At 61.4% G+C, this 20,414-nt stretch carries 15 protein-coding genes; 2 read left to right on the forward strand and 13 right to left on the reverse strand.

The genetic code is table 11. From position 1 onward, the window contains the following. Positions 1-115: 115 nt before the first annotated feature. Positions 116-754, reverse strand: a complete 639-nt coding sequence (locus tag BLT98_RS21305) for an NF038129 family PEP-CTERM protein (protein WP_092611258.1) — start codon at positions 752-754, stop codon at positions 116-118. A 10-nt stretch (positions 755-764) separates the two neighbouring features. Then, positions 765-3,758: an ExeM/NucH family extracellular endonuclease gene (locus BLT98_RS21310; RefSeq protein ID WP_092611261.1), complete on the reverse strand. Its 2,994-nt coding sequence runs from the start codon at positions 3,756-3,758 to the stop codon at positions 765-767. 456 nt (positions 3,759-4,214) lie between these two features. Here BLT98_RS21310 and BLT98_RS29360 point away from each other — a divergent pair, with 456 nt between their 5' ends. Then, the gene (locus BLT98_RS29360) at positions 4,215-4,964 is read left to right on the forward strand and encodes a PEP-CTERM sorting domain-containing protein (RefSeq protein WP_092611264.1); all 750 of its coding nucleotides are present in this window, start codon (positions 4,215-4,217) and stop codon (positions 4,962-4,964) included. A 40-nt stretch (positions 4,965-5,004) separates the two neighbouring features. Here the strand turns inward: BLT98_RS29360 and BLT98_RS21320 are convergent, their stop codons facing one another. The 3 genes from BLT98_RS21320 to BLT98_RS21330 all read right to left on the reverse strand — a co-directional run bounded on the left by BLT98_RS21320 (position 5,005) and on the right by BLT98_RS21330 (position 7,396). Next, positions 5,005-6,027, reverse strand: a complete 1,023-nt coding sequence (locus BLT98_RS21320) for a TIGR03790 family protein (RefSeq protein ID WP_211551180.1) — start codon at positions 6,025-6,027, stop codon at positions 5,005-5,007. A gap of 157 nt (positions 6,028-6,184) precedes the next feature. Next, positions 6,185-6,763 (reverse strand): FxDxF family PEP-CTERM protein, encoded by a 579-nt coding sequence (locus BLT98_RS21325; protein WP_081345400.1) that lies wholly within the window; start codon positions 6,761-6,763, stop codon positions 6,185-6,187. 78 nt (positions 6,764-6,841) lie between these two features. Beyond that, a complete protein-coding gene (locus BLT98_RS21330; protein WP_070253550.1) occupies positions 6,842-7,396 on the reverse strand; it encodes an FxDxF family PEP-CTERM protein in 555 nt (184 codons plus the stop codon). Positions 7,397-7,639: 243 nt separating this feature from the next. On the opposite strand from BLT98_RS21330, the gene BLT98_RS21335 reads away from it, so the two are divergent. After that, on the forward strand, positions 7,640-8,245 hold the full coding sequence (locus BLT98_RS21335; protein WP_092611272.1) for a serine O-acetyltransferase: 606 nt from the start codon (positions 7,640-7,642) through the stop codon (positions 8,243-8,245). Here BLT98_RS21335 and BLT98_RS21340 read toward each other — a convergent pair. The 8 genes from BLT98_RS21340 to BLT98_RS21375 form a co-directional block, all read right to left on the reverse strand. Beyond that, positions 8,233-9,663 (reverse strand): mannose-1-phosphate guanylyltransferase/mannose-6-phosphate isomerase, encoded by a 1,431-nt coding sequence (locus BLT98_RS21340; RefSeq protein ID WP_092611275.1) that lies wholly within the window; start codon positions 9,661-9,663, stop codon positions 8,233-8,235. The genes BLT98_RS21335 and BLT98_RS21340 overlap by 13 nt on opposite strands. Before the next feature lie 236 nt (positions 9,664-9,899). Continuing rightward, entirely contained in the window at positions 9,900-11,180 is a 1,281-nt protein-coding gene (locus BLT98_RS21345) for a nucleotide sugar dehydrogenase (protein WP_070253547.1), read from the reverse strand. Between the two features lie 49 nt (positions 11,181-11,229). Further along, complete coding sequence (locus tag BLT98_RS21350) at positions 11,230-11,967, reverse strand: WecB/TagA/CpsF family glycosyltransferase (RefSeq protein WP_046682608.1); 738 nt, start codon at positions 11,965-11,967, stop codon at positions 11,230-11,232. After that, positions 11,964-13,073 carry a non-hydrolyzing UDP-N-acetylglucosamine 2-epimerase gene (gene wecB / locus BLT98_RS21355; protein ID WP_092611278.1) on the reverse strand — a complete coding sequence of 370 codons (1,110 nt, stop codon included), beginning with the start codon at positions 13,071-13,073 and terminating at the stop codon, positions 11,964-11,966. Before wecB ends, BLT98_RS21350 begins: the two co-directional genes overlap by 4 nt. A gap of 27 nt (positions 13,074-13,100) precedes the next feature. Then, positions 13,101-15,083 carry a heparinase II/III family protein gene (locus tag BLT98_RS21360; protein ID WP_244517627.1) on the reverse strand — a complete coding sequence of 661 codons (1,983 nt, stop codon included), beginning with the start codon at positions 15,081-15,083 and terminating at the stop codon, positions 13,101-13,103. After that, a complete protein-coding gene (locus BLT98_RS21365) occupies positions 15,080-16,132 on the reverse strand; it encodes a glycosyltransferase family 4 protein (RefSeq protein WP_092611281.1) in 1,053 nt (350 codons plus the stop codon). The genes BLT98_RS21360 and BLT98_RS21365 overlap by 4 nt, the downstream gene beginning before the upstream one ends. Before the next feature lie 496 nt (positions 16,133-16,628). Beyond that, positions 16,629-18,875: a heparinase II/III domain-containing protein gene (locus BLT98_RS21370; protein WP_081345399.1), complete on the reverse strand. Its 2,247-nt coding sequence runs from the start codon at positions 18,873-18,875 to the stop codon at positions 16,629-16,631. Positions 18,876-19,052: 177 nt separating this feature from the next. Next, complete coding sequence (locus BLT98_RS21375; RefSeq protein WP_092611284.1) at positions 19,053-20,393, reverse strand: phenylacetate--CoA ligase family protein; 1,341 nt, start codon at positions 20,391-20,393, stop codon at positions 19,053-19,055. Positions 20,394-20,414: the final 21 nt, after the last annotated feature.

Here is a 20,414-nt window from a genome sequence, read left to right on the forward strand (position 1 = left end):
ATCAAGCGTAAAACGGTGACCAATACAATTTAGTTTCCTGATTTATAGCTATTTCAAATAAATAAACAAAAAAAACACAGCGGCCCGCAGGCGCGCTGTGTCCAGGCTGGAAAGACTAGGCCCGTGTGCCAGGCTGGCGGCGGCGCAGGGCAAAACCGATCAGCGCCAGGCCGCCCGTCAGCATCATCCATTCCGACGCTTCCGGCACGGCCGAGATCGTCGCGATGCTGGCGTAGCTACTGCCTGTAATGCTGGCGGGCAAGCCGCCGTTGAGCGGGGTCAGTTCGAATTGCACGAGGTTGCCATTCGCATTGCCCAGATAAGCCATGCCGGTGTAGTCGAGCAAACCCACGCCAAACGTCGTGCCCGCGTTGCCGGCCGTGTTCAGGAAGTCGCCGCCGAAGACGATATTGAAACCGAACTTGCCGCCCAGGGTCACGTTGTGAAACCAGTCGTTGTAGGCACCGCTATTGCCGAAGGTCAAGGTGCCGGGCAAGCTGCCGCTGACATTGCCTTCCTGCGATGCCAGCCCGCCGAACGCTCCCGAAAAATTGCTGAGCACGGCGCTGGCGCCCGGCGCGGGGCTGTTGCCCGCGATAAAGGCGAAGTCGAGGAAACCGGCGCCCGAGAACTGGCTCGTGTCGATTTCCACGCGGTAGCCGAGCGGATCCGCCAGCGCCAGGCTGGAGCTGGCGGCCAGCACGGCGGCCAGGACGGCGCGGCGCAGGGCCGGATGAAGTGTCGTTGTCAACATGATGGTGTCCTTAGAAGTTGCCGGCGAAAATGCTGGCGGAATAATTGATCGTCACTTTCGACGGATTGGTGAAACTGACGGCAAACGAGGCTGTCGCGCCCGGCGCCAGGCTGGCCGCGTTGACCGTGACATACGCGGCGCCCGCATGGCTGCCCGTGGCATTGGCCAGGGCCACGCCGGCAGGCAAGCCGCCGAACACCACCTGGAACGGGCCGGACAAGGCGCTCGTGCCCGTGTTGGTGAACGAGAAGGTGCCCGTGTATTTTTGCGTCACGCGGTTGTACGCGAGGCCCGAACTGGCTTGCGCCACGCCGGCCGTGATGTCGCGGTAAGCGGGCTGCAAGTCCAGGCTGATGACGACGGGATCGTGGTCCGAGGCGCGGTAAGGCAAGCCGTTGTACAAGTCTTGCGGCTTGGCCGAGTCGATGTTGTAGTCGATCACTTCCGGCTCGTCCGCATTCACATGCCATTCGGCCACGCCCGCCACTTGCGGGCTCAGCGACGCACTGGCCAGTGCATGGTCGAGGTAGCCGCTCTGGCCGCCGAATACGTACGAGTACGGCATGCCGGACGGCCGCACGAAACGCTCGAGTTCATTGACGAAGCCAGCGCCCGTGATGACCTGGATCGGGTCTTCCGCGCCATATGAATTCAGGTCGCCGATGACCAGCACGTCCGCGTCGCCGGCAGCGGCCGCCACTTGCGGCACGAAACTGCCCACCAGACGCTGGGCTTGCTGCACGCGGGTGGCATTCCAGCAGCTCTGACTATCGTTCTGGTCCGCGTCCAGGCCGCTCGATGGACAACTGCCCTTCGACTTCAGGTGGTTGACGACCAGCGAGAATTTCTCGCCATTGCCGGCGCGGAAGGTTTGCGCCATGGGCGGACGGTTGTTGATGGCGTTGGCATCCGACAAGGCGCCGCCTACCAGGCCCAGCTTGGCCGGCTTGTAGATCATGGCCACACGGATGGCGTCCGTTCCTGTGGCGGCCGGCTTCGGCACCACGGCATACGTGACGCCGCCGATGGCAGCGTTGAGCTGCTCGACCAGATAAGTGACGGCTGTTTCGCCATTGTTCTGGATTTCCATCAAGCCCACCACGTCCGCATCGATGGCTTTCAGTTCGGCGACGATCTTGTCGCGCTGGCGCACGAATTCGGCCAGGTTGTCGGCGCCGCGGCAATTGCTCTTGGTGGTAGACGAGCCCACGGTGCAGCCCTGTCCCGTCTGGCCAAATACGTTATTGCCATTGGTAAAGGTCGTAAAGAAGTTCAGCACGTTCGCGCTGGCCACCTTGACGTTGCCTGATGGCAGTTCCGGGCTGCCCGTGCGCGGGTTGTCGCGCGAAAATTGCGGCGCCTGCGTCGGCTGCAGTTTGTAGGCGGCACCGCCACCGCCGATGGCGCCAAAGTCCACCACGCCCGTCAGGTCGGCTACCGTGTCGCCGCTGCGCACGGTGCCATCCTGGCCGATGTACGGTATCGTCGGCGGTGCGACAAAGATGCCATCATCGAGCACGATCAGGTTGTTCGCATTGGCGGCGATCAAGGCTTGCGCCTCGGCGGAACCGGCCGGATAACGGTTGGTCGGCACTTCGCGCCGTCCCGCCGACAGGGTCAGTTCGCCGCGCGCGCCCAGGTAGGCGTTTTGCGACACGGTCAAGGGCTGCGTGAAGCGCACCAGCATGCCTTCCACGGCGGCCAGATTCTCGTTCGGCAAGGTCACATTCGTCGGCACGATGGCGTGGCCCGCGCTTTGCGTGAGAATGGCCGTCACGTCCTTGAATTCCGTATAGGAATTTTTCGCGCCCGACGGCGTGTATTCGACCACCGTGCCCGTCACGCGCACCAGCTCACCCGGCTGCACGGTGGTGGCCGTTGCGCCCGTGTACACGAAAATGCCGTCCGACGTCGATGGGTCGCCATCGCCGGCCGCGTCCTGGATGAAGAAGCCGGTACCCACTTTCAGGGTCACCACGCCTTGCGTCGTCTGCACGGAATTGGCGTAAGGGCTGGCCGCGCCGCTGCCCTGTATCTGCGGGATCGTGTGGCTGACGGCAGCCAGTCCTTGCACGGCGACATCGATCTTGCAACTGGCGCTTTGCTGCTGGTCGTTGCTGAAATTCACGATGACAGGGTAATTTCCCACCGGCACGCCGGCGGCCACCAGCAGGCTGACCATGGCGCTCTCGCCCGCCACGCCGGCCGCGCTGAAATTGGCCAGGCTGATGCCGGCCACGGCCGGCGAGCTCAAGGTGGCGGCATTCACGACGCCATCGACGTCGGATGCGCGCAGCACGGCGCTGCCGCCATTGCCCACGGCCAAGGCCAGGCTGGCTGGGCAGCTGGTGACGATCTGGTGCACGACAGGGCCGCCGCAGGCATTCAATGGCGAAGCCGTATTGCGCGGCGTCACGCTGCCGGTGGCAAAGTCGGCGCTGTTATCGTCCGTGTCGGCGCAGCCGCCATTCGCGCGCGCAATCGACAGCGTATTCGATGGCGCGGGCGCGACGGTGCCTTCGAAGCCGTTGGCCGTGCCGAAACCGACCAGGTCGATGATGGCGGCGCCCGTGGGGCTGGTGCCCGTCTGCGCCGTCTTGCTATTGCTCAACAACACCTTGCCCGCCGTACCGGACATGGCCAGGCTGCCCGTGGCATCCGGCGCAGGCAAGTCCTGCGTACCGCCCGCGCCCTTGGCTTGCTGGACCAGCAAATACTGGCCAGGTTGCAATTCGATAGCCTGCAAGGCCGTCACCGACCAGCTGGAACCGGCGGCGGACGCGTATTGCACGCTCCAGTTGCTCACATTCACGGGGCTGGCACCGCGGTTGAACAGTTCGATGAAATCGTTGCGGTACAGCGCCCCCGTATTGCCGCCCCCGCCATACACCTGGCTGATGACGATATCGGAAGCAGCCAGGGCCGGCACGGACAGGCTGGCCAGCAGAGAGGCCATGACGGTCAGGCGCAACGGCGTGCGCAAGGGGGAAAACGAGGTGTGCATGAGGATCCCGGTCGGTAAATAAAGGACGCCGGTCCCGCATGATCGGCCGGCGCGCCACAATTAACAAAAGTATTTCAGACTTGTTATTTGCATATTAAAGGCCCGGGATGACGACTTGATGACATTTGATTAAGCCGAATGGAGTAATTTTCTTTCCAGACGCATCAAAATAAGTATCTTTCAAACAACAAACAATGCTTTCCATTTACGCAAAGAAAGCGCCAATGTGAAAAATATGATATATTTCAGGCAAATAAGTTTTGTTCTTGATAAGCCATTGGCAACTTTGAGAACCTTGCAATACAAATGGATTGAGCGGGCCCCATACATGCCCGGCTCTTCATCTGCCATCCTGCCGTGCACAAACAATGTTGCACAGCTAGCGTAGGCACCAATTACATCCTCAGCGCCTGGCGATATGCGCCGCGCTCAGAATGCATTTCCAAGAGGTAAGTAATGTCAAAACCAGCCACCCCATCCAAGTTCGCATCCTTGTTCGCCTGCGGCGTGTTATTGCTGGCGGCTAGCACGGCGCAAGCGCAAAATGATGCGCAGCGTGCCAGCGGCGACGATAAACGCTGCCAGGCCACGGGAGCCGCCAGCAACGCAGGCGGCAAGGCGAAGGACGCCGACCTCGATAGCACGTACAGCGCTTGCAGCCTCGTCGATGGTTTCATCGGCTTCGGCGCACGCATCAACGACGGCACCAGCACGCCGCCGGAATTCGGCAGCGGCGCTTCGGACCAGGAATTGCGCAACCCGCAATTTGGCGGCGGCGGCCACCGCCTGGGCAATCAGTTTGCCGATGCGGGCGATACGGCGGGCGGCACGCGTGCGCGTCCGGCGCGCGACACGGGAAGCTATCAGTTTGGCACCCGCGATTTCGTTACCAGCCAGGAGTTCCCGCCGATTGATGGCGGCGCCGGCTACCGTGGACCGGGGCGCGCCTACCATGGCGCCACCGGCACCGATACCTATGCACCGCTGATCACGTCCGCCTCGCGCGGCACCGGCTCGCCGGCTGGCGGCTCCAGCGTGGGTGGCGGCGGGGCGACAGGCGGGATCGACAGCGGCAATAGCGGCATCGGCGTTCCCAGGCCGCCTATCGCCGTCGTGCCTGAGCCGGAAACCTACGCCATGCTAATCGCCGGCCTCGGCCTGGTGGCATTCGCGGCGCGCAGAAAGCGGAGCGTCAAAGCCGCTTAAGCTATCCTCCCCGGCGTCGGGCGCACCGCCAGGTCAGCGCTCAGCGCCGGTAAGCCATGTACGGCGCGGCCAGCGGGTCGCCGATAAACAGCCCCTGCGCCGGCCACAGCACACTCCCCCAGTACGCTTCCAGCGCCGTCATGCCGTTCAGGTAGCGGCGCAGGAGCACGGTAGGATTGGGGAATTTCTGCCAATAATTGCACGGCTCACTCACCGTACCGTAACTGGCCGTCGCGCCAGCTTCCAGCCAGCGCTGGCTGCTCATCTGTCCTGTGCCCTGCAAATCGCCACCGAATGACGTCAGGTGATCGGCCAGCGCCCCCGGCAAAAATCGCAGCGTGTCCAGCTTGGCCACATTGGCCACGCCGGTCTGGTACACCATGATGTTCTGGACACTTTCAATGCTGTTGGCATGCACATTCGTAATGGTCAGCTTGCGCTGACGCACCATGCCGGTCGGCGGAAAGAATGCCGCGCGGCTATTGCGCGCGGCGTCGCTGGTAGTCAAATAATAGGCGCCGGCGGCCGGTACGGCAAACCCGCTGGCCGTGCCGCGCTTGATGACGGCCTTGGCATCGTCCACGGAATCGACAGGCAACAGCATGGACAGGCGCATGCCCATCTGGGTCATGGGCCGGTCCACGTTGCTGTTGAAATAGATGCTGGGCTTGCCCGGGTCGCACGTCTTGACGCACTGCGCCATGTCATATCCCAGGGTAAATGCGGAGGTGATCGAATTGCACTCGACCGCATAGGGGGCGCTCCAGACCATCAGCACGGCCTGGATCTCGGGCTTGAGCTGCGCCTCGATGCGCTCCTTAAGCTGGGAAAATTGTTCGGCGCTAAGCTTGCGTGGCCGGTTTGGAATATTCACATGCACGACGTTGGCAAGCGGAATGTCGTGCGACTGGCGGTAGTACTCGCCGACCTCCACGCTATTCGGTTCCGCATCATTGATGATGACCGCCAGGTGCGCGGGCTGCAATCCTGGCGCCGCGCCAGCTTGCGGCACGGAGAAGAAAGCCGCCAGCAACACGGGCAAAAAACGTAGTGGAGTATGCAATGGATGGCTGCCAGAAAGATGAATCGAAACGACCGCAGCATGGCAGTCGGAGCTTGACGGCCAATTATAGCGCTGGAAATAGTGCCGCAACGCGGCAAACAAAAAACGGAAGCCAAGGCTTCCGTTTCTTATTGCTGCTGATAATGCCAGCGCGCGCTCAGGCTTGCAGCTTGCGCCGGCGCGCCACAAAGCCCATCAATCCCAGGCCGGCAAGCAGCATGGCGTAGGTTTCAGCTTCCGGCACGGCACTGGCCGAGATATTGCCGCTGTAGCTACCACCCGTTGCGGAAGCGACATAACCGTCAACTTGCAGGAAATAGGTTCCCTCAAGCAAAGGCGTCTTGCCGCTGTTCAGCACCCAGGCTTGGTCCTGCGCCGTGAAATTCAGCAGATCGAGCGCGCCCTGCAGCACTACGCCACTGGTATTGCTCAGGCTAAATCCCGTCAGGGTCAGGCCGGAATTGGCGCTTGGCTTGAGCGAAGTTGCCAGCCCGCTGAAATCATGGATGCCCGTCAGCGTGAAGAGGAATTTGTCGCTGAAAAAATTATTCCCGGCGCCAGCAAGCTGGCCGGCGCCCAGGCGGAAGGAACCAAACAGTTCACCGCTGGAATAGTCGATCAGGTCCTGCGTCAGGTCGACCGGCGCATGGCTCAGGTCGACGGGAGCGGCGTGGGCGCCCACGCTGGCAGCGGAGAGCACGAACGTCATGAACAGGGATTTCAATATTTTATGCATACTTTTCACCAAGATAACGGCGGTCAACGCAAGCGCGCCGCGGGAAAGGGACTATAGCGTCACGACAGCGAGTCGTGTTCAGGCGGATTTCTGACGGCGGCGGGCGACAAACCCCAGCAAGCCCAGGCCGGCAAGCAGCATCGCATAGGTTCCAGGCTCGGGCACGGCCGATACCAGGTTGCCATTGCCGCTGAACGTGGCGCCGGTGCTGAAGACGATATCGCCGCTGACCTTCATATAGTACGCACCGGCGGCCAGGTTCGCGAACGACAGGCTCCATTTGTCGGTCGCACCGCTCAGCTCCTGGGTACCGCCCTGCAGCAAGGTGTTGCCGACGCTGCTGTACAAGCCAAAGCCCGTCAAATTCAAGCCGGTCAGGGCGCTGGTGCTTTGCGACGTCAGGACCACGTTGAGCGCGCTGGGCTGCGTCACGTTAAACGTAAACACATCATTGAAAAAGCTGCCCTGTTGATTGTTCTTGAACTTGTCGCCAAATGTCAGCGAACCGCCGCTCTCCAGCTTGACGGCTTTCGGCAGGGAACTGATGTCGACAGCCGCAGTGGCCGCCTGGGACAGCAGGGCCGAACCGGCAAAAGCCAGGACAGCCAGAATAGAGCGGGTATTGTTCTTCATGCGACTCCACCAAGCAAAATTGTGGCCGCAACGCGGCCACATGAATTTATATAATCAAACCAGCAAGGATAATAGCATAAAGTAACTTTTTAAGTTATTTATTTTTTAATGAAAAGTTTCTTTATGGCATCAAAATAAGAGGCGAAAACTATCGCCCGTCAGCCACCAGGGCAGGCACATGCAGCAGTTATAATTGGCAAAGTTTTATCATATTGACGGATCATCTCAAGAAAAGGAAGTCATATGTCCACCTGGACGGCATTGCATGCGGACACATTCCGGTTATACGGGCGCAGTGGTTGGCGCCTGACGCTGAAAGGGGCTGTCGGCAGCCGTCCCTTCCGCGCGATCGTCACCATGCGCCTGTGCCAGGCCGCGCGCGACGCCCGCGCTCCCTGGAAATATCTGCTACCGTTTTGCAAGCTGCTACATCGCAGCGCCACCCGCCGCGCGGGTATCGACTTTTCCTGGCAAACCCGGGTCGGTCCCGGTTTCGCCCTGACGCATGGCTGGGGCACCGTCATTTCGCCTGGCGCCGTCATCGGCAGCAATGTCACCCTGCTGCACGGCGCGACCCTGGGCCGGCGCGACCGCATCACCGCCCCGGACCAGCGCAGCAGCGCCTATCCGACATTGGAGGACGGCGTCTGGGTCGGCCCCCATGCCATCATTACCGGCGCGATCACCATCGGACAGGGCAGCCGCGTCGCCGGCGGCACCGTGGTCGTGGCCGACGTGCCGCCCGCCTCCATCGTCGCGGGCAATCCCGGCAAGATCATCGCCAGCGACTGCGTTCCCGACGTCATGAATGCGGCGCCGCTCGGTACGCCCGCATCTCAGGCGCGCTGATACGCATCCGCATGGCGCACGATATCGTCCTCTCCCAGGTAAGCGCCCGTCTGCACCTCGATCAGGTGCAGCGGCAGCTTGCCAGGATTTTCCAGCCGGTGGATCATGCCGAGCGGAATATATGTCGATTCATTCTCTGTCAGCAGGCGCACCGTCTCGCCGCATGTGACGCGCGCCGTGCCGCGCACGACCACCCAGTGTTCAGAACGGTGATGGTGCATCTGCAGCGATAGTTTCCCACCTGGATTGACGACGATGCGCTTGACCTGGAAACGCTCGCCCACGTCGATGCCTTCATAGCTGCCCCAGGGACGGTACACGAGCCGATGCTGCACGTGCTCGGTGCGCCCATGGCGCTCCAGGTGTTCAACCACTTGCCGCACGCGCTGCACCTGATCGCGCCGCGCCACCAGGACGGCATCGTCCGTCTCCACGATCACCAGGTCCTGTGCGCCCAACACGGCCACGATGCGGCTTTCCGCCCGTATCATGCAGTTGCGGGCGCCGTCCAGATAGACATCGCCACGCACGACATTGCCCTGCTCATCGCCTGGCAACACGTCCCACAAGCCGGACCAGGAACCGATATCGCTCCAGCCCATGGCGGCGGGAAGCACCACGGCGCGGCGCGTGTGCTCCATCACAGCATGGTCGATCGAGACGCTGCGGCAGGACGAAAAAACATCCGCTGCCAGGCGAAAAAAATCGAGGTCGCGGCAACCGTCGGCCACCGCGGCGGCGCACGCCGCGTGCATGGCCGGTTCGAATTGCTGCAACTCGCGCAGGTAACTTGCGGCGCGGAACATGAACATGCCGCTATTCCACAGATAACGGCCATCGGCGAGGAAGCCACGCGCCGTCGCCAAGTCCGGTTTTTCCACGAAACGCTCAACTTCGCGGCCCTGCGGCGAACCGGCCAGCAGTGCGCCGGAAAGGATATAGCCGTAAGCCGTTTCCGCAGTGGTAGGAACGATGCCAAAGGTGGCAAGCTCGCCGGCCCCGGCCAGCGCAGCCGCTTGCCCGACCACCCGGTGAAACGCCGGTACGTCGGCGATGCAGTGATCGGCAGGCAGGACGAGCATGACCGCCTCGGCATCGAGCGTCAGCAGATATTGCGCGGCCACCGCCACTGCCGGCGCCGTATTGCGTCCCAGCGGCTCCAGGACGATGGCCAGCGGCGCCACGCCGATCTGGCGCAACTGCTCCGCCACCATGAAGCGGTGCTCATTGCCGCACACCAGCAGCGGCGGCATGGCCTCGAGCGCGGCATGACCCAGCCCGCGCACGCGCAGCACGGCTTCCTGCAGCAGGGTCTGCTGCGAAAGCAGCGGCAACAATTGCTTGGGCAACGCCTGGCGCGACAAGGGCCACAGGCGGCTGCCGGCACCTCCCGACAGGATCACTGGGTAGATTTTCATGTCGGGCTCCTGTCGACTCAATGGCGCACGCTTCCATCGGCGGTCCGGCACTCCGGTCGCGGCGCCGCTGCCTGTCTGTCTGAAGGATAGTTCGATAAGGCGCCGTCGGCGCCCCAGGAAGATGGCCAGGCCCAGTGTAGGGGACTATGCCAGAGAGGAAATTGATACAGTGCAAAAGAGGAGCACATTAACGGGACAAGCGTGGCCGCCTGTCCCGCCGTGCCGTCCAGCGGCTGTTACAAGCGCCAGACCTTGATCCCCACGGCGCGCAATGCCGCCTCGTCAAAACACGCCTTCACATCGATGAAACAGCCCCCCTTGATCAGTTTTTGCTGGAAGTCTTCCACGGGCAGCGACGTCAGCGCGCGGTGCGACACGGCAGCGACGATGGCATCGGCGCGCGGCAACTCATCCCACGCAAACAGGCGCACGCCATACTCGTGCATGGCCTCCTCCGCATCGGCATACGGATCGTGCACGAACACTTCCACGCCATAGGTCTTGAGTTCGTTAATGACGTCGCCCACCTTGGAATTGCGCAGGTCGGCGCAATCTTCCTTGAAGGTCAAGCCCAGCACATTCACGCGCGCGCCCTTGATATAGCTGCCGGCGGCAATCATGTTCTTGATGGTCTGCTCGGCGATGTACTTGCCCATGCCGTCATTGATGCGACGGCCGGCCAGGATGACCTGAGGATGGTAGCCCAGCGTCTCGGCCTTGTGCGTGAGGTAATACGGATCGACGCCGATGCAATGCCCGCCCACCAGACCTGGGCTGAACTTCAGGAAGTTCCATTTCGTGCCGGCCGCCGTCAAGACTTCGGAAGTATCGATGCCGATCTTGTCGAAGATGATCGCCAGTTCGTTCATCAGCGCAATGTTCAGGTCGCGCTGGGTATTTTCAATCACCTTGCACGCTTCCGCCGCCTTGATGCTGGAGCAACGGTGCACGCCCGGCTCGACGATGGATTCGTACATGGCGGCCACCGTTTCCAGCGTTTGCGGCGTGTCGCCCGAGACCACTTTCACCACGTTCGTCAGCATGTGCTTGCGGTCGCCCGGGTTGATGCGCTCCGGAGAATAGCCGACGAAGAAATCGCGCTTCCACTGCTTGCCCGACGCCTGTTCCAGCACGGGAATACAGATTTCCTCGGTCGCGCCCGGGTATACGGTCGACTCGTAGACGACGATGGCGCCCTTCTTCATGTGCTGGCCGACGCTCTTGCTGGCGCCGATCAGGGGGCCGAAGTCGGGGCTGTGGGCCACGTCGACCGGCGTCGGCACGGCGACGATGATGATGTCGGCCTGCGCCAGAATGGCGGGGTCGGACGAGTATTCGGCATGCACGGCGGCGGCCATCTGCTCGTCGCTCAGCTCGCGCGACGGATCGACGCCCCGCAGGCAGCTGTCAACCTTGCTTTGCACAATATCAAAGCCGATGGTGCGCGCCTGCTTGCCGAATTCGGCAACGAGGGGCAAACCGACATAACCGAGGCCAATCACGGCAATAGTAGTCATAACAATACTTTCAATCTAAAAGGTGGAAACCGTAATTCGGCGATGGCGCCTAGCGGCGCAGCGCTTCCTTGAAGAACAGGCGGATAAAGCCCATGTCCTCGATAAAGTAGCGCCGGAACATGCGGCGCGGTTCCTGTAAAAAACGATAAAACCATTCCAGACCCGATTTCTGCATCCACACGGGCGCACGCTTGACGCGGCCGACGGCAACGTCGAAGGTGCCGCCCACGCCCATGGCGAACGGGATTTTCATCTGCCCCTGGTACTGTCCCAGGAAGTGTTCCTTCTTGGGTGAACTGATGGCGACAAACAGCAGGTCGGCGCGCGCCTCCGTGATCTGCGCGACGACGCCAGGCTCCTCCTCCGCACTCCAGTAGCCATTACGGTAGCCGGCCACGGTCAATCCCGGATACTTCAGCTCGTACAGACGCTTGACCTCGCTGACGACCTCCTCGCGCGCGCCCAGCAGATACACGCGCCACTGCTTGTCGGCGCTGCGGCGCATCAGCGCCTCGAACAAATCGACGCCCGCGACGCGCTCCTTGAGCGGCTTGCCCAGCAGGCGCGACGCCCACACGACCGGCATGCCATCGGCATTGATCAGCGCGCAGTCATTGATGATGCGCCGCAATTCGGCATCGCGTTCCGCCTTGACCAGCTTGTCCACATTGACCACCACATGCTGATGGGGATGGCCGGACTGGATGAATCCCTCGACTTTTTGCAGGGTTTCTTCCATCGTCAGATTATCAATCTGACAGCCCATCATCGTGATACGGGCGCTCATGACAGCTGCGCGGCCAGCACGGCCACGATACGTTCGGCAGCCTTGCCGTCCCACAGGTGCGGACGCTGCCCGCGCTTGCCTTCGCCGCGCAGTATTTTGCCGGCCTCGGCCACGATGCGCTGCGGATCCGTTCCTACCAGTACATTGCTACCTTCATCGACAGTGACGGGACGCTCCGTGTTTTCGCGGATCGTCAGGCACGGCACGCCCAGCGCCGTGGTTTCCTCCTGCAAGCCGCCGCTGTCGGTCAGCACTACGCAAGCATCCTTCCACAGATTCAGGAAGGCCATGTATCCCTGCGGTCCCACCAGGGTCACGTTCGGCCCCAGGTCGATGCCGAACTTGTCCAGATTGGCGCGCGTGCGCGGATGCACAGGGAAAATCAGCGGCAAGTCCTGCGCGATCGTGCGCAGCGCGCCGCCGATCGATTGCATCATGTCCGCGTTGTCCACGTTACTGGGCCGGTGCAGGGTGACCACGCCGTAGCGCTGTCCCGCGCCCGTATGGGCCGCCTTGAAAAGCGCCCCCTCGCCTTCGGTGACGACGCCGGCACCGAGCTTGTTGGCCTGATACAGCACGTTGTCAACCATCACGTGGCCCACGTAGTGCACGGCCGCTTCCGGCTTGCCTTCGCGCCGCAGGTGTTCCAGCGCGCTGGGTTCCGTGACGAAAAACCAGTCGCTGATACTGTCGGTGACAAGGCGGTTGATCTCCTCCGGCATGGTCATGTCGCCGCTGCGTAAACCGGCTTCGACATGGGCAACGGGAATATTGAGTTTCTTGGCAACGATGGAACAGGCCAGCGTGGAATTCACGTCGCCCACCACCAGCACGGCGTCGGGACGCTCGGCCAGGCACAGCTCCTCGAAGGCCAGCATGATCTTGGCAGTCTGCTGCGCATGGCTGCCGCCGCCGGCGCCCATGAAGACGTCGGGCTGGGGGATACCCAGCTCTTCGAAGAAGACGTCGTTCATTTCGCGATCATAGTGCTGGCCGGTATGAATGATCTTGAACCCAAGCCCGCCGTGGGCTTGCAAGGCGCGCACGATCGGTGCGATTTTCATGAAGTTGGGACGCGCTCCGGCAACCAGATAGAGGGTAGGCATCGAATGTTCTTTCAACGTTAATAAGGTCTAAAATAATGCCATCGTAAATTCTGCCGCGATATCGCTGCCCTCGGCAGTGACGCACAAGGTCGTACAGGCAACTTTGACTTCGTAGTGGAGCGAATACCAGCCCAGCGGCGGCTGCTCTCTGGCGCTGGACAACTGCAAACGCAGCTGGCTGCCGGTAAAACGGCCTTCCAGGCGGAAACGCGCGCCGCTCACCACCAGCACCTCGCCGTCCAGCGCCACCGACAGGTCGGGCGCAAAATGCCAGAACTGTTCCAGGCGGTGCGCCTGACGTGCCTCGGCGCAATCCTGCACGCTCAAGCGCCGTGTTGCCGCATCGAATTGCACGCTGCGCACATGGCGCACGGGGTCGGTCAGGCGCAAATAGCCATCATGCGCACCGCGAAAGACAAACTGCGCGGGATCCTGCGGCATCTGCAGCACGCTGCTCGCCGCCTTGCGCAACCACATGAAGCGGCCGCCGCTGACGGACTGGTCCAGACCATCGACCCGCAAGGTGTTGTGCGCGGAAGTGCCGCGGAAATAATCGCGCCACTTCATATCCTGCCAATACGAGTAGGTACCGGGATCGACCAGGCACTCTTCGCCGCCAATCGACAGGGTCAGCGCCAGCGCGTCGGCATGCCCATGCGCCGCGATGCCCAGGTAGCCGAGCGGACCGCAATCGAGCATGCCCTTGATTTCTGTGGGTAGACCGAAATCGTTACCGAACAGCAGGTAACCGCCATCGGCAAAATTCCAGTCGCTGGCCCGTCCATCCACGGCAGGCACGGCTGGCAACTCCGTGCCGCCAAGCAACCATTGCGCCGTCGCGCCATACTGCGATGGCGCCTGCCCTCCCCACAGTACATCGGCCAGCGCCAGCAGCATTGCCGGCCGGTCGCCCATCGTACCGGGCTCCAGGCGAAAGACGATGCCGTCATCGGCGTCGCCCACCATAGGCACATGGCCGCCGACATCACGCACGGCACGCAGGAAATGTGTGGCCCGCTGCAGTACCTGCCAGTAAGCGTCGCTGAACGGCGTTTTGGCGCGCGCACCGCTCAAGCCCGCCAGCAGAAGGAATTCGGCGGCGAATACCTGATAGGCAAATGCCTGCTCGCGGTTGACGCCATCGGCTGAATGCTGCAACTGCGCTTGCTGCTCCAATTCGCGCGCCGCCTGATCGCGCCAGGCCGCACTGTGCTGCCAGCACGGCCAGGTCTGCGCCGCAACATACAGGCCGGCCAATTCACCGATCAGATGATTGTTTGCCGACGAGTGGCGCGACAGATGACGCTGGATAAACTGGCAGTGGGAAAAAATGCTGTCCAGCCAGCGCGATCGCCGCCGCGCCCCGGCTTCTCCCGTGAACAGGGCACCGTTGCCGCCCCCCATGATGTGCCAGATCAGGCTCCAGTTAATCAGGCGGATGCCCAGTTCCAGTGAGCTGGTCCAGTTCGGCCCTGTCAACGGCGGGCATTGCTCCAGCCAGGAGTCCAGCTGCCCCGCCAGCGCATCGCGGTAGCGCGCGTCGCCGCTCAGCGCCCAGGCCTGTGCCAGCCGCACCAGATGCAGATGACGGTTCAGCTCCCACACGTGCTTGATATCGCCCACGCTGCTACGGTCGGTAATGTCGAGCGCAAGGCTGAAACTGGCAGGTCCGGCCACCCCCGTCAGGGGATCGGTATTCCAGCGCGGCGCTGCGCCCACCTGGAAATGCGCCGTGGCAAAGAGTACCACGTCACCCGCCATGATCGCGTCGGCTTCGCGCAGATACAGTGCCGCGTCCGCCAGCCGTGGTGCAGCATACGGCGAGGCGATGCCGGTTTGCGCCAGCGGCGCCGGGATGGCCGTGCTCAGCAAGCCATGGCGCAACAGCCGCGACTGCCACACCTGACGCAGGCGATACAAAGGCTCGCCTGGCGGCATGCAGCGCAGCCGGTTCCATAGCCAGCCCAGGCGACTGGTCCGCGCGCGCACCATGCTCGTCGCCACACTCATCGTCCCGCTCCCTCGAGGCGCGCGTAAAGCGTCGCCAGCTTGTCGAGCATCAGTTCAGTATCGAAACGCTGCTCGATCGTGGCCCGCCCCGCCGCCGCCAGGCGCTCGCGCAACGGCTTGTCGGCAAGCAAACGCTGCAATGCACCAGCCAGGCTCGCGACACTCTCCGGCTCGATCAGCAAGCCATTGATGCCGTCCTGCACCGCTTCGGGGATGCCGCCGACGGTCGTCACCACCACCGCCTTTTGGGCCGCCATGGCCTCGAGCATGGCCATGGGCAAACCTTCATGATAAGAAGGCAGCACGAAGATGCTCGCGCGCTCCATTTCCGCGGCTTTCTGATCTGGATCTATCCATCCGAGCAATTCAAGCCGGTCGGCAATACCCAGTTCAGCAGCACGCGCACGGACCTCGGCCAGTGCGCCCTCGCCGCCCATGACCAGGCGCAGGTGGGGAAATTGTGCGCTCAGGCTGGCCACGGCTTCGATCAGTTCAAACACCCCTTTTTTCTTTTCGACGCGGCCGAGGAACAACAGGCGCCCCTCCTCTTCCGGCAGCACGGGGGGCAAGGTGGCCAACTTGACCGAATTGGCCACGACCAGCACGGCCGCGCGCGGCGCGAAAGTCTGCAGAAACTCGGCCCAGGATGGCGACAGGCCGATCACGGCCGAACTTTTTTCCAGGGTGTGGCGGATCCACCAACGGCCCACGGGACCCACCTCATCCATGGTGAACTGGCGGAACTCGCCACCGTGCAAGTGAAAGATGGTTTTGCATCCCATGCCGCGGGCCAGCGCCAGCAGGACGGACTTGCGGTAGAAACTGGCGCGCGACGAACAATGCGCATGCACGAGCGGCTTCACCCCGGTCAGGCGCACCGCGAGCAACTGGCGCAATGCGTTGAAGGCAAGGGCAAGCTTGTCCATCGCCGGCACTTCGGCATGCGTCACGACATAGCGTACCGCATGCTCATCCAGGAAACCCTCCCGCAGCAGGACGCAAACGACGGCCGCCACGCCCCCCTTGCCTTCCGGCGCGGTGCCCAGCATCAATGCCTGCGGCCTTTCGTCACTCACGCCGCCATCCCATGCCAGCCCACCGTGACCAGTAACTCACCCATCGATCATCTCCCAGATCAGATTCATTGAAGACATTGCAGAAAACACTTTGTGCACGTGCAATACGACTAACAAAAAAATAATGTTAAAACAACACAATCATTGCATTCATTACCACAATTGTCAACCGCAGCACGGCACTTTTCTTGTCTGTGCGCATCTGGAAAACCATGCACCAAGCATAAATCATGACGCATGGAAATTTGTCTCTTTCTCTCAACATCGGTTTGCCAACAGGTATCGACCGCCTCCGGTAAAAAAAAACCTCTCCGCCAGCGCCGCGCGGAGAGGTCATTTCATATCAGGAGAGCGTCAGGGGGTCGGCAAAAAAACGCGTCCACAACTTGCTCAACCATTGCCTGCAGCGTCTAAACCAATCCCACATCGAGCTTTCCGATGCGAACTGATCCGGCTGCCGGGCAGGCAGTCATTTCGGTATCGTGACCGTCTGTGCCCCAACCTTCAGGGTGCGCGCGACAGGATCGAACACGGGTGCCGGATTGCTGCAGCCGACATCGAGCACGACCACAAACTCGGCCTTGGGTTGCAGCACGGTATTCACAAACGCGCCGTGGTCTTCCACCGTGCCTACTTTTGGCGGAGGGCCGGTGCGCTTCTCGAAAGCAATCGGCATACCCGTCGACACGGGAATCAGGCACACCATTTGTCCATCTTTGGCGACAACCACCTTGCCATTCTCGCCCGTCTGCATCGGTGCATAGGAATGGAAATTCCATTCAAACTTGCGCGGCGTGGCCGACGCCAGGACGTCGACGACCACCGCCGCATTGGCACCGCGCAAATACCAGACCTTGCGCACGGCCTGCGTCAGGGCGCCACTGTACGCCGGCGTGGCATCGCCTTCCACGTAATCGAGCTGAGGTGTGGTCGAGAAGGCCGTGATCTTGCCGCCATAGGCTTTGGTCCTCGTGTAGCCCTGCGGTGTATAGCCATCGATGGCTTGACCCAGGCCGCCATCGAAGGTGACGGCATTGTGCGCCCGCGTCTGGCGATACCAAGTGCTGGCCAGCGGTGAACCATAATAGTCGGAGTAACCAGACTGCCCCAGCAGCGCGACGCCGTTGCGTACCAGGACAATGCTGTTCTGCTCGCCATGGCTGTGGTTATACGAGCCGTACGGACTCGATTTGAAATACAGCGAGGTCCGTCCGTTGTCGGCCATGCTGCTGTGCATGGCCGCCCAGCCTATGCTGGGGTACAAACGGGCATTCTCCGGAGGCAGCGGCGTGCTGACCGACGAGACGGGCAGCGGATACGGCGCCTGCAGCAGGGTCAGCGCGTCCATCTCCACAGGCAGCGCGCGGAAATACCAGGCCGCCTCGGGACTCGCATAATGCGACACGAAGGCCTTCAGTACCGCGAAGGTGGGTACGACTTCCGCCTCATCACCAAACAAGTGGCGCGGCGTACCGGGCGGCACGAAGTGCATGAAGTAGCGCACGAAACCCTTCGACCATGGCTTGCCGAACATATCGATGCCGGAAGCGCTGGCCAGCGGCTGCCATACCTGCAAGGCGAGGTCCGCCGTGTACTGCGCATACGCCGTGCCATTCGCAAAGCCGCCTTCCGGACCGCTCCAGGCGCTGAATGCCGCCGCGTAGGCGCGGAAGGAAAAGTCAAACCAGGTATCGGCTTCCTTGATTTCACCGAGCGACAAGGTGGCGATGAGGGCAAGGAAACCCAGGTTCGTGCCACCATGGGAGTCGAACGGATATTGATCCATGCGGCCATTGCTACCGGCCAGATCGGCGTAGATATCGTTGGTGCGCAAACGCACGACATTGAGCCACGCAGCGCGGCGGGTACCGTCGATGGCACTGCCCAGCGTATCGATGGCCTTGATCAGCGTCAGCGCGATGACGCGCGTGCCCTGATCCTGGTTGACATAGCTGGTCGGACCATATGGATTGAGCGCGGCCAGCATATCGCCGCGGTAGATCGCCTCGGTCAGGTACTTCTGCTCGCCGGTCAGGCGGTACAGCAGCGAAGCGCCCTCCAGTTGGCGTCCATTCGCCGATACCAGAGCACGGATATTAGCCGTCTGCGCAACGTTGGCAGCCGTCAACACGGAACCCGTCTGCAGTGTCCAGTTCGAATCCAGAACTCCAGCGCCAGGCTTGACTGTCACCCAGTCGACCTCGGAACGCATCTTGAGCATGGCGGCATTGCGCTCGGCCTTCAGCGGCGCGCTCCAGGCACTATATAAAGGCAGGCCCTGCAAACTGCGTGGCCTCGGCATTTTAGCGATGCGCGCGCGCAAGTCCGCATTCTCCGGCACAACGAACGGCGCCGAAGCCGTCGTGATCGTGAAGTTGCGGTAATCGGACCATTCCACGGTCGGCGTGGGGCGCACGCGCCAGGAATAACTACCGACTGGCAATAGCTGGCTGGGCAACAACCAGTTACGGGTCGTTGTATAGGTACTCACCGCGCCGGTGGCCGATTTGACTTCCACCGTATAAGATGCCGGCGCCGACACATGGCGCGACCAGGTAAAGGTGGGGGGATTTTGCGCTTGAATCTGCAGGTTTGTTGGTGCTGGCGCCACCACGACTGGGTCGACGGACTGCACCCAGTCGGCATGCGCCGGCCCTGCGACCGACAACACACCAGCTGCCAGCAATATTGGCAGCTTCACGGGAAAGAATTTCATAATTTAGCCTCCGAGGCAACGGCAATAAGATCGGAACCGATCTTGAAAAATAGGTGTGACAAGGCTGGCAAGATAAACCATTTTGCAGCGCAAAAATATTTGTGATTCAACGCGAGATTTAGAGACCTGGACAGGCCTCAATTGGAGTTGACGCCTAGCATTTTATTATACGCATTTTCATTTATTTTTTTTATGCTCATTCACGACCCAGCGGAACTTAACAGAAGATGTGTTGGGGATATCCGACGTTAATACAATTTCGACCATGATATCCTTATCTACCAATTGTCGAATATTCTCGATGAGCGCAAGTTCCTGCACTTTGGAGAACGCGGGTGCGGGTACGATGCGGATTTGCCAGCGGTCCTGCGCCACCTGCGCCACCTGTGACTTGAGGATATGTTCGACGCCCTTGAAGGCGAAGGTCAGCACGGATGGGCTGACGGGTTGACCATCGCCGCCAAAAATCGCATCCTCGTACTTGCCGCTGATTTCTTCCAGCACGGGGAATGGCCGGCCGCAGGCGCAAGCACCCGTCTTCCAGCGCGCGCGGTCCGACAAACGGTAGCGCACCAATGGCATGACGTGGTTATGCAGCGTCGTACCGACGACAAAACCGAAATCTGTCGTCGGCTGGCCATCGTCATCAACAATTTCCACATATGCATAATCGGCATTTACATGCATGGCGCCAAATTCACAGGCGCTGGCAAACGCCACCCGTTCGGCCATGCCATACATATCGCTGACCCGCGCACGGAAACGCTCCTCGATCAGCGCGCGCTGATGCGGATACAAAGGCTCGGAACTGGTAAAGACCAGCGGAATGGACAGGAAGCGCTGCTGGCGCTGCAGGTAGCTGGCCAGGGTGAAGGCCGTGGATGGATAGGCTTGCAGCATGGCCGGCGCGTAAGCGTCGAGCTGATCGCAAATCGCTGCCATATAGCCTTCCTTCAGGTGACGCGAGGAGATCATCAACTGTTTGTCATGGCGGTTATAAAACCAGAATGGCGGCGCCTCGCGCGACTGCGGCACGACAACGTCGCCGCGCAGCACGGCGCTGCGCGCGCCGCGGCGAAAACCGCTACATTCCCAGTGCCTCCACACAAAAGCCATTTCGTACAGCACGGAAAGCGGACTGCGGAAGATCGTCAGTGGCGTGCCCGTGGTGCCGCTGGTTTTGCCGACACTGTACCAGGGCTTGGTCTTGCCACCGTTCGGATACAAACGCTGGCGGTTGGCGAGCAAGGTACTCTTGTCGATGATGGGAAAGTCCCGGCGCAACACTTGCAGCGTGTCGCCTACGGGAAAATGCTTGTCGATGTGCGCGTAATACGGCAGCTTGTCGATCGCGCATTGCAAGGTTGCGTGCAGCAAGTTCAACTGCAAACGGTCCATGCCCGCCTGGTCCAGCTGCGCATTGCGGCGCAGGCGTGCCAGCAGATGCCGGCTCAGAAAATTATCGCGCAGCAGCGAACGAAGGCCATAAAACAGCTCTTTTTTTACATTTTTCTTCATTCGGTGTCTTTAATACGTGTA

Source organism: Janthinobacterium sp. YR213, assembly GCF_900099875.1.
In the GTDB taxonomy this organism is placed as follows: Bacteria; Pseudomonadota; Gammaproteobacteria; order Burkholderiales; family Burkholderiaceae_D; genus Janthinobacterium; species Janthinobacterium lividum.

Coding starts and splice junctions, on each gene's coding strand:
- BLT98_RS21305 (WP_092611258.1), bottom strand. CDS start 754: ATGTTGACAACGACACTTCATCCGGCCCTGCGCCGCGCCGTCCTGGCC.
- BLT98_RS21310 (WP_092611261.1), bottom strand. CDS start 3,758: ATGCACACCTCGTTTTCCCCCTTGCGCACGCCGTTGCGCCTGACCGTC.
- BLT98_RS29360 (WP_092611264.1), top strand. CDS start 4,215: ATGTCAAAACCAGCCACCCCATCCAAGTTCGCATCCTTGTTCGCCTGC.
- BLT98_RS21325 (WP_081345400.1), bottom strand. CDS start 6,763: ATGCATAAAATATTGAAATCCCTGTTCATGACGTTCGTGCTCTCCGCT.
- BLT98_RS21330 (WP_070253550.1), bottom strand. CDS start 7,396: ATGAAGAACAATACCCGCTCTATTCTGGCTGTCCTGGCTTTTGCCGGT.
- BLT98_RS21335 (WP_092611272.1), top strand. CDS start 7,640: ATGTCCACCTGGACGGCATTGCATGCGGACACATTCCGGTTATACGGG.
- BLT98_RS21340 (WP_092611275.1), bottom strand. CDS start 9,663: ATGAAAATCTACCCAGTGATCCTGTCGGGAGGTGCCGGCAGCCGCCTG.
- BLT98_RS21345 (WP_070253547.1), bottom strand. CDS start 11,180: ATGACTACTATTGCCGTGATTGGCCTCGGTTATGTCGGTTTGCCCCTC.
- BLT98_RS21350 (WP_046682608.1), bottom strand. CDS start 11,967: ATGAGCGCCCGTATCACGATGATGGGCTGTCAGATTGATAATCTGACG.
- wecB (WP_092611278.1), bottom strand. CDS start 13,073: ATGCCTACCCTCTATCTGGTTGCCGGAGCGCGTCCCAACTTCATGAAA.
- BLT98_RS21360 (WP_244517627.1), bottom strand. CDS start 15,083: ATGAGTGTGGCGACGAGCATGGTGCGCGCGCGGACCAGTCGCCTGGGC.
- BLT98_RS21365 (WP_092611281.1), bottom strand. CDS start 16,132: ATGCTGGGCACCGCGCCGGAAGGCAAGGGGGGCGTGGCGGCCGTCGTT.
- BLT98_RS21370 (WP_081345399.1), bottom strand. CDS start 18,875: ATGAAATTCTTTCCCGTGAAGCTGCCAATATTGCTGGCAGCTGGTGTG.
- BLT98_RS21375 (WP_092611284.1), bottom strand. CDS start 20,393: ATGAAGAAAAATGTAAAAAAAGAGCTGTTTTATGGCCTTCGTTCGCTG.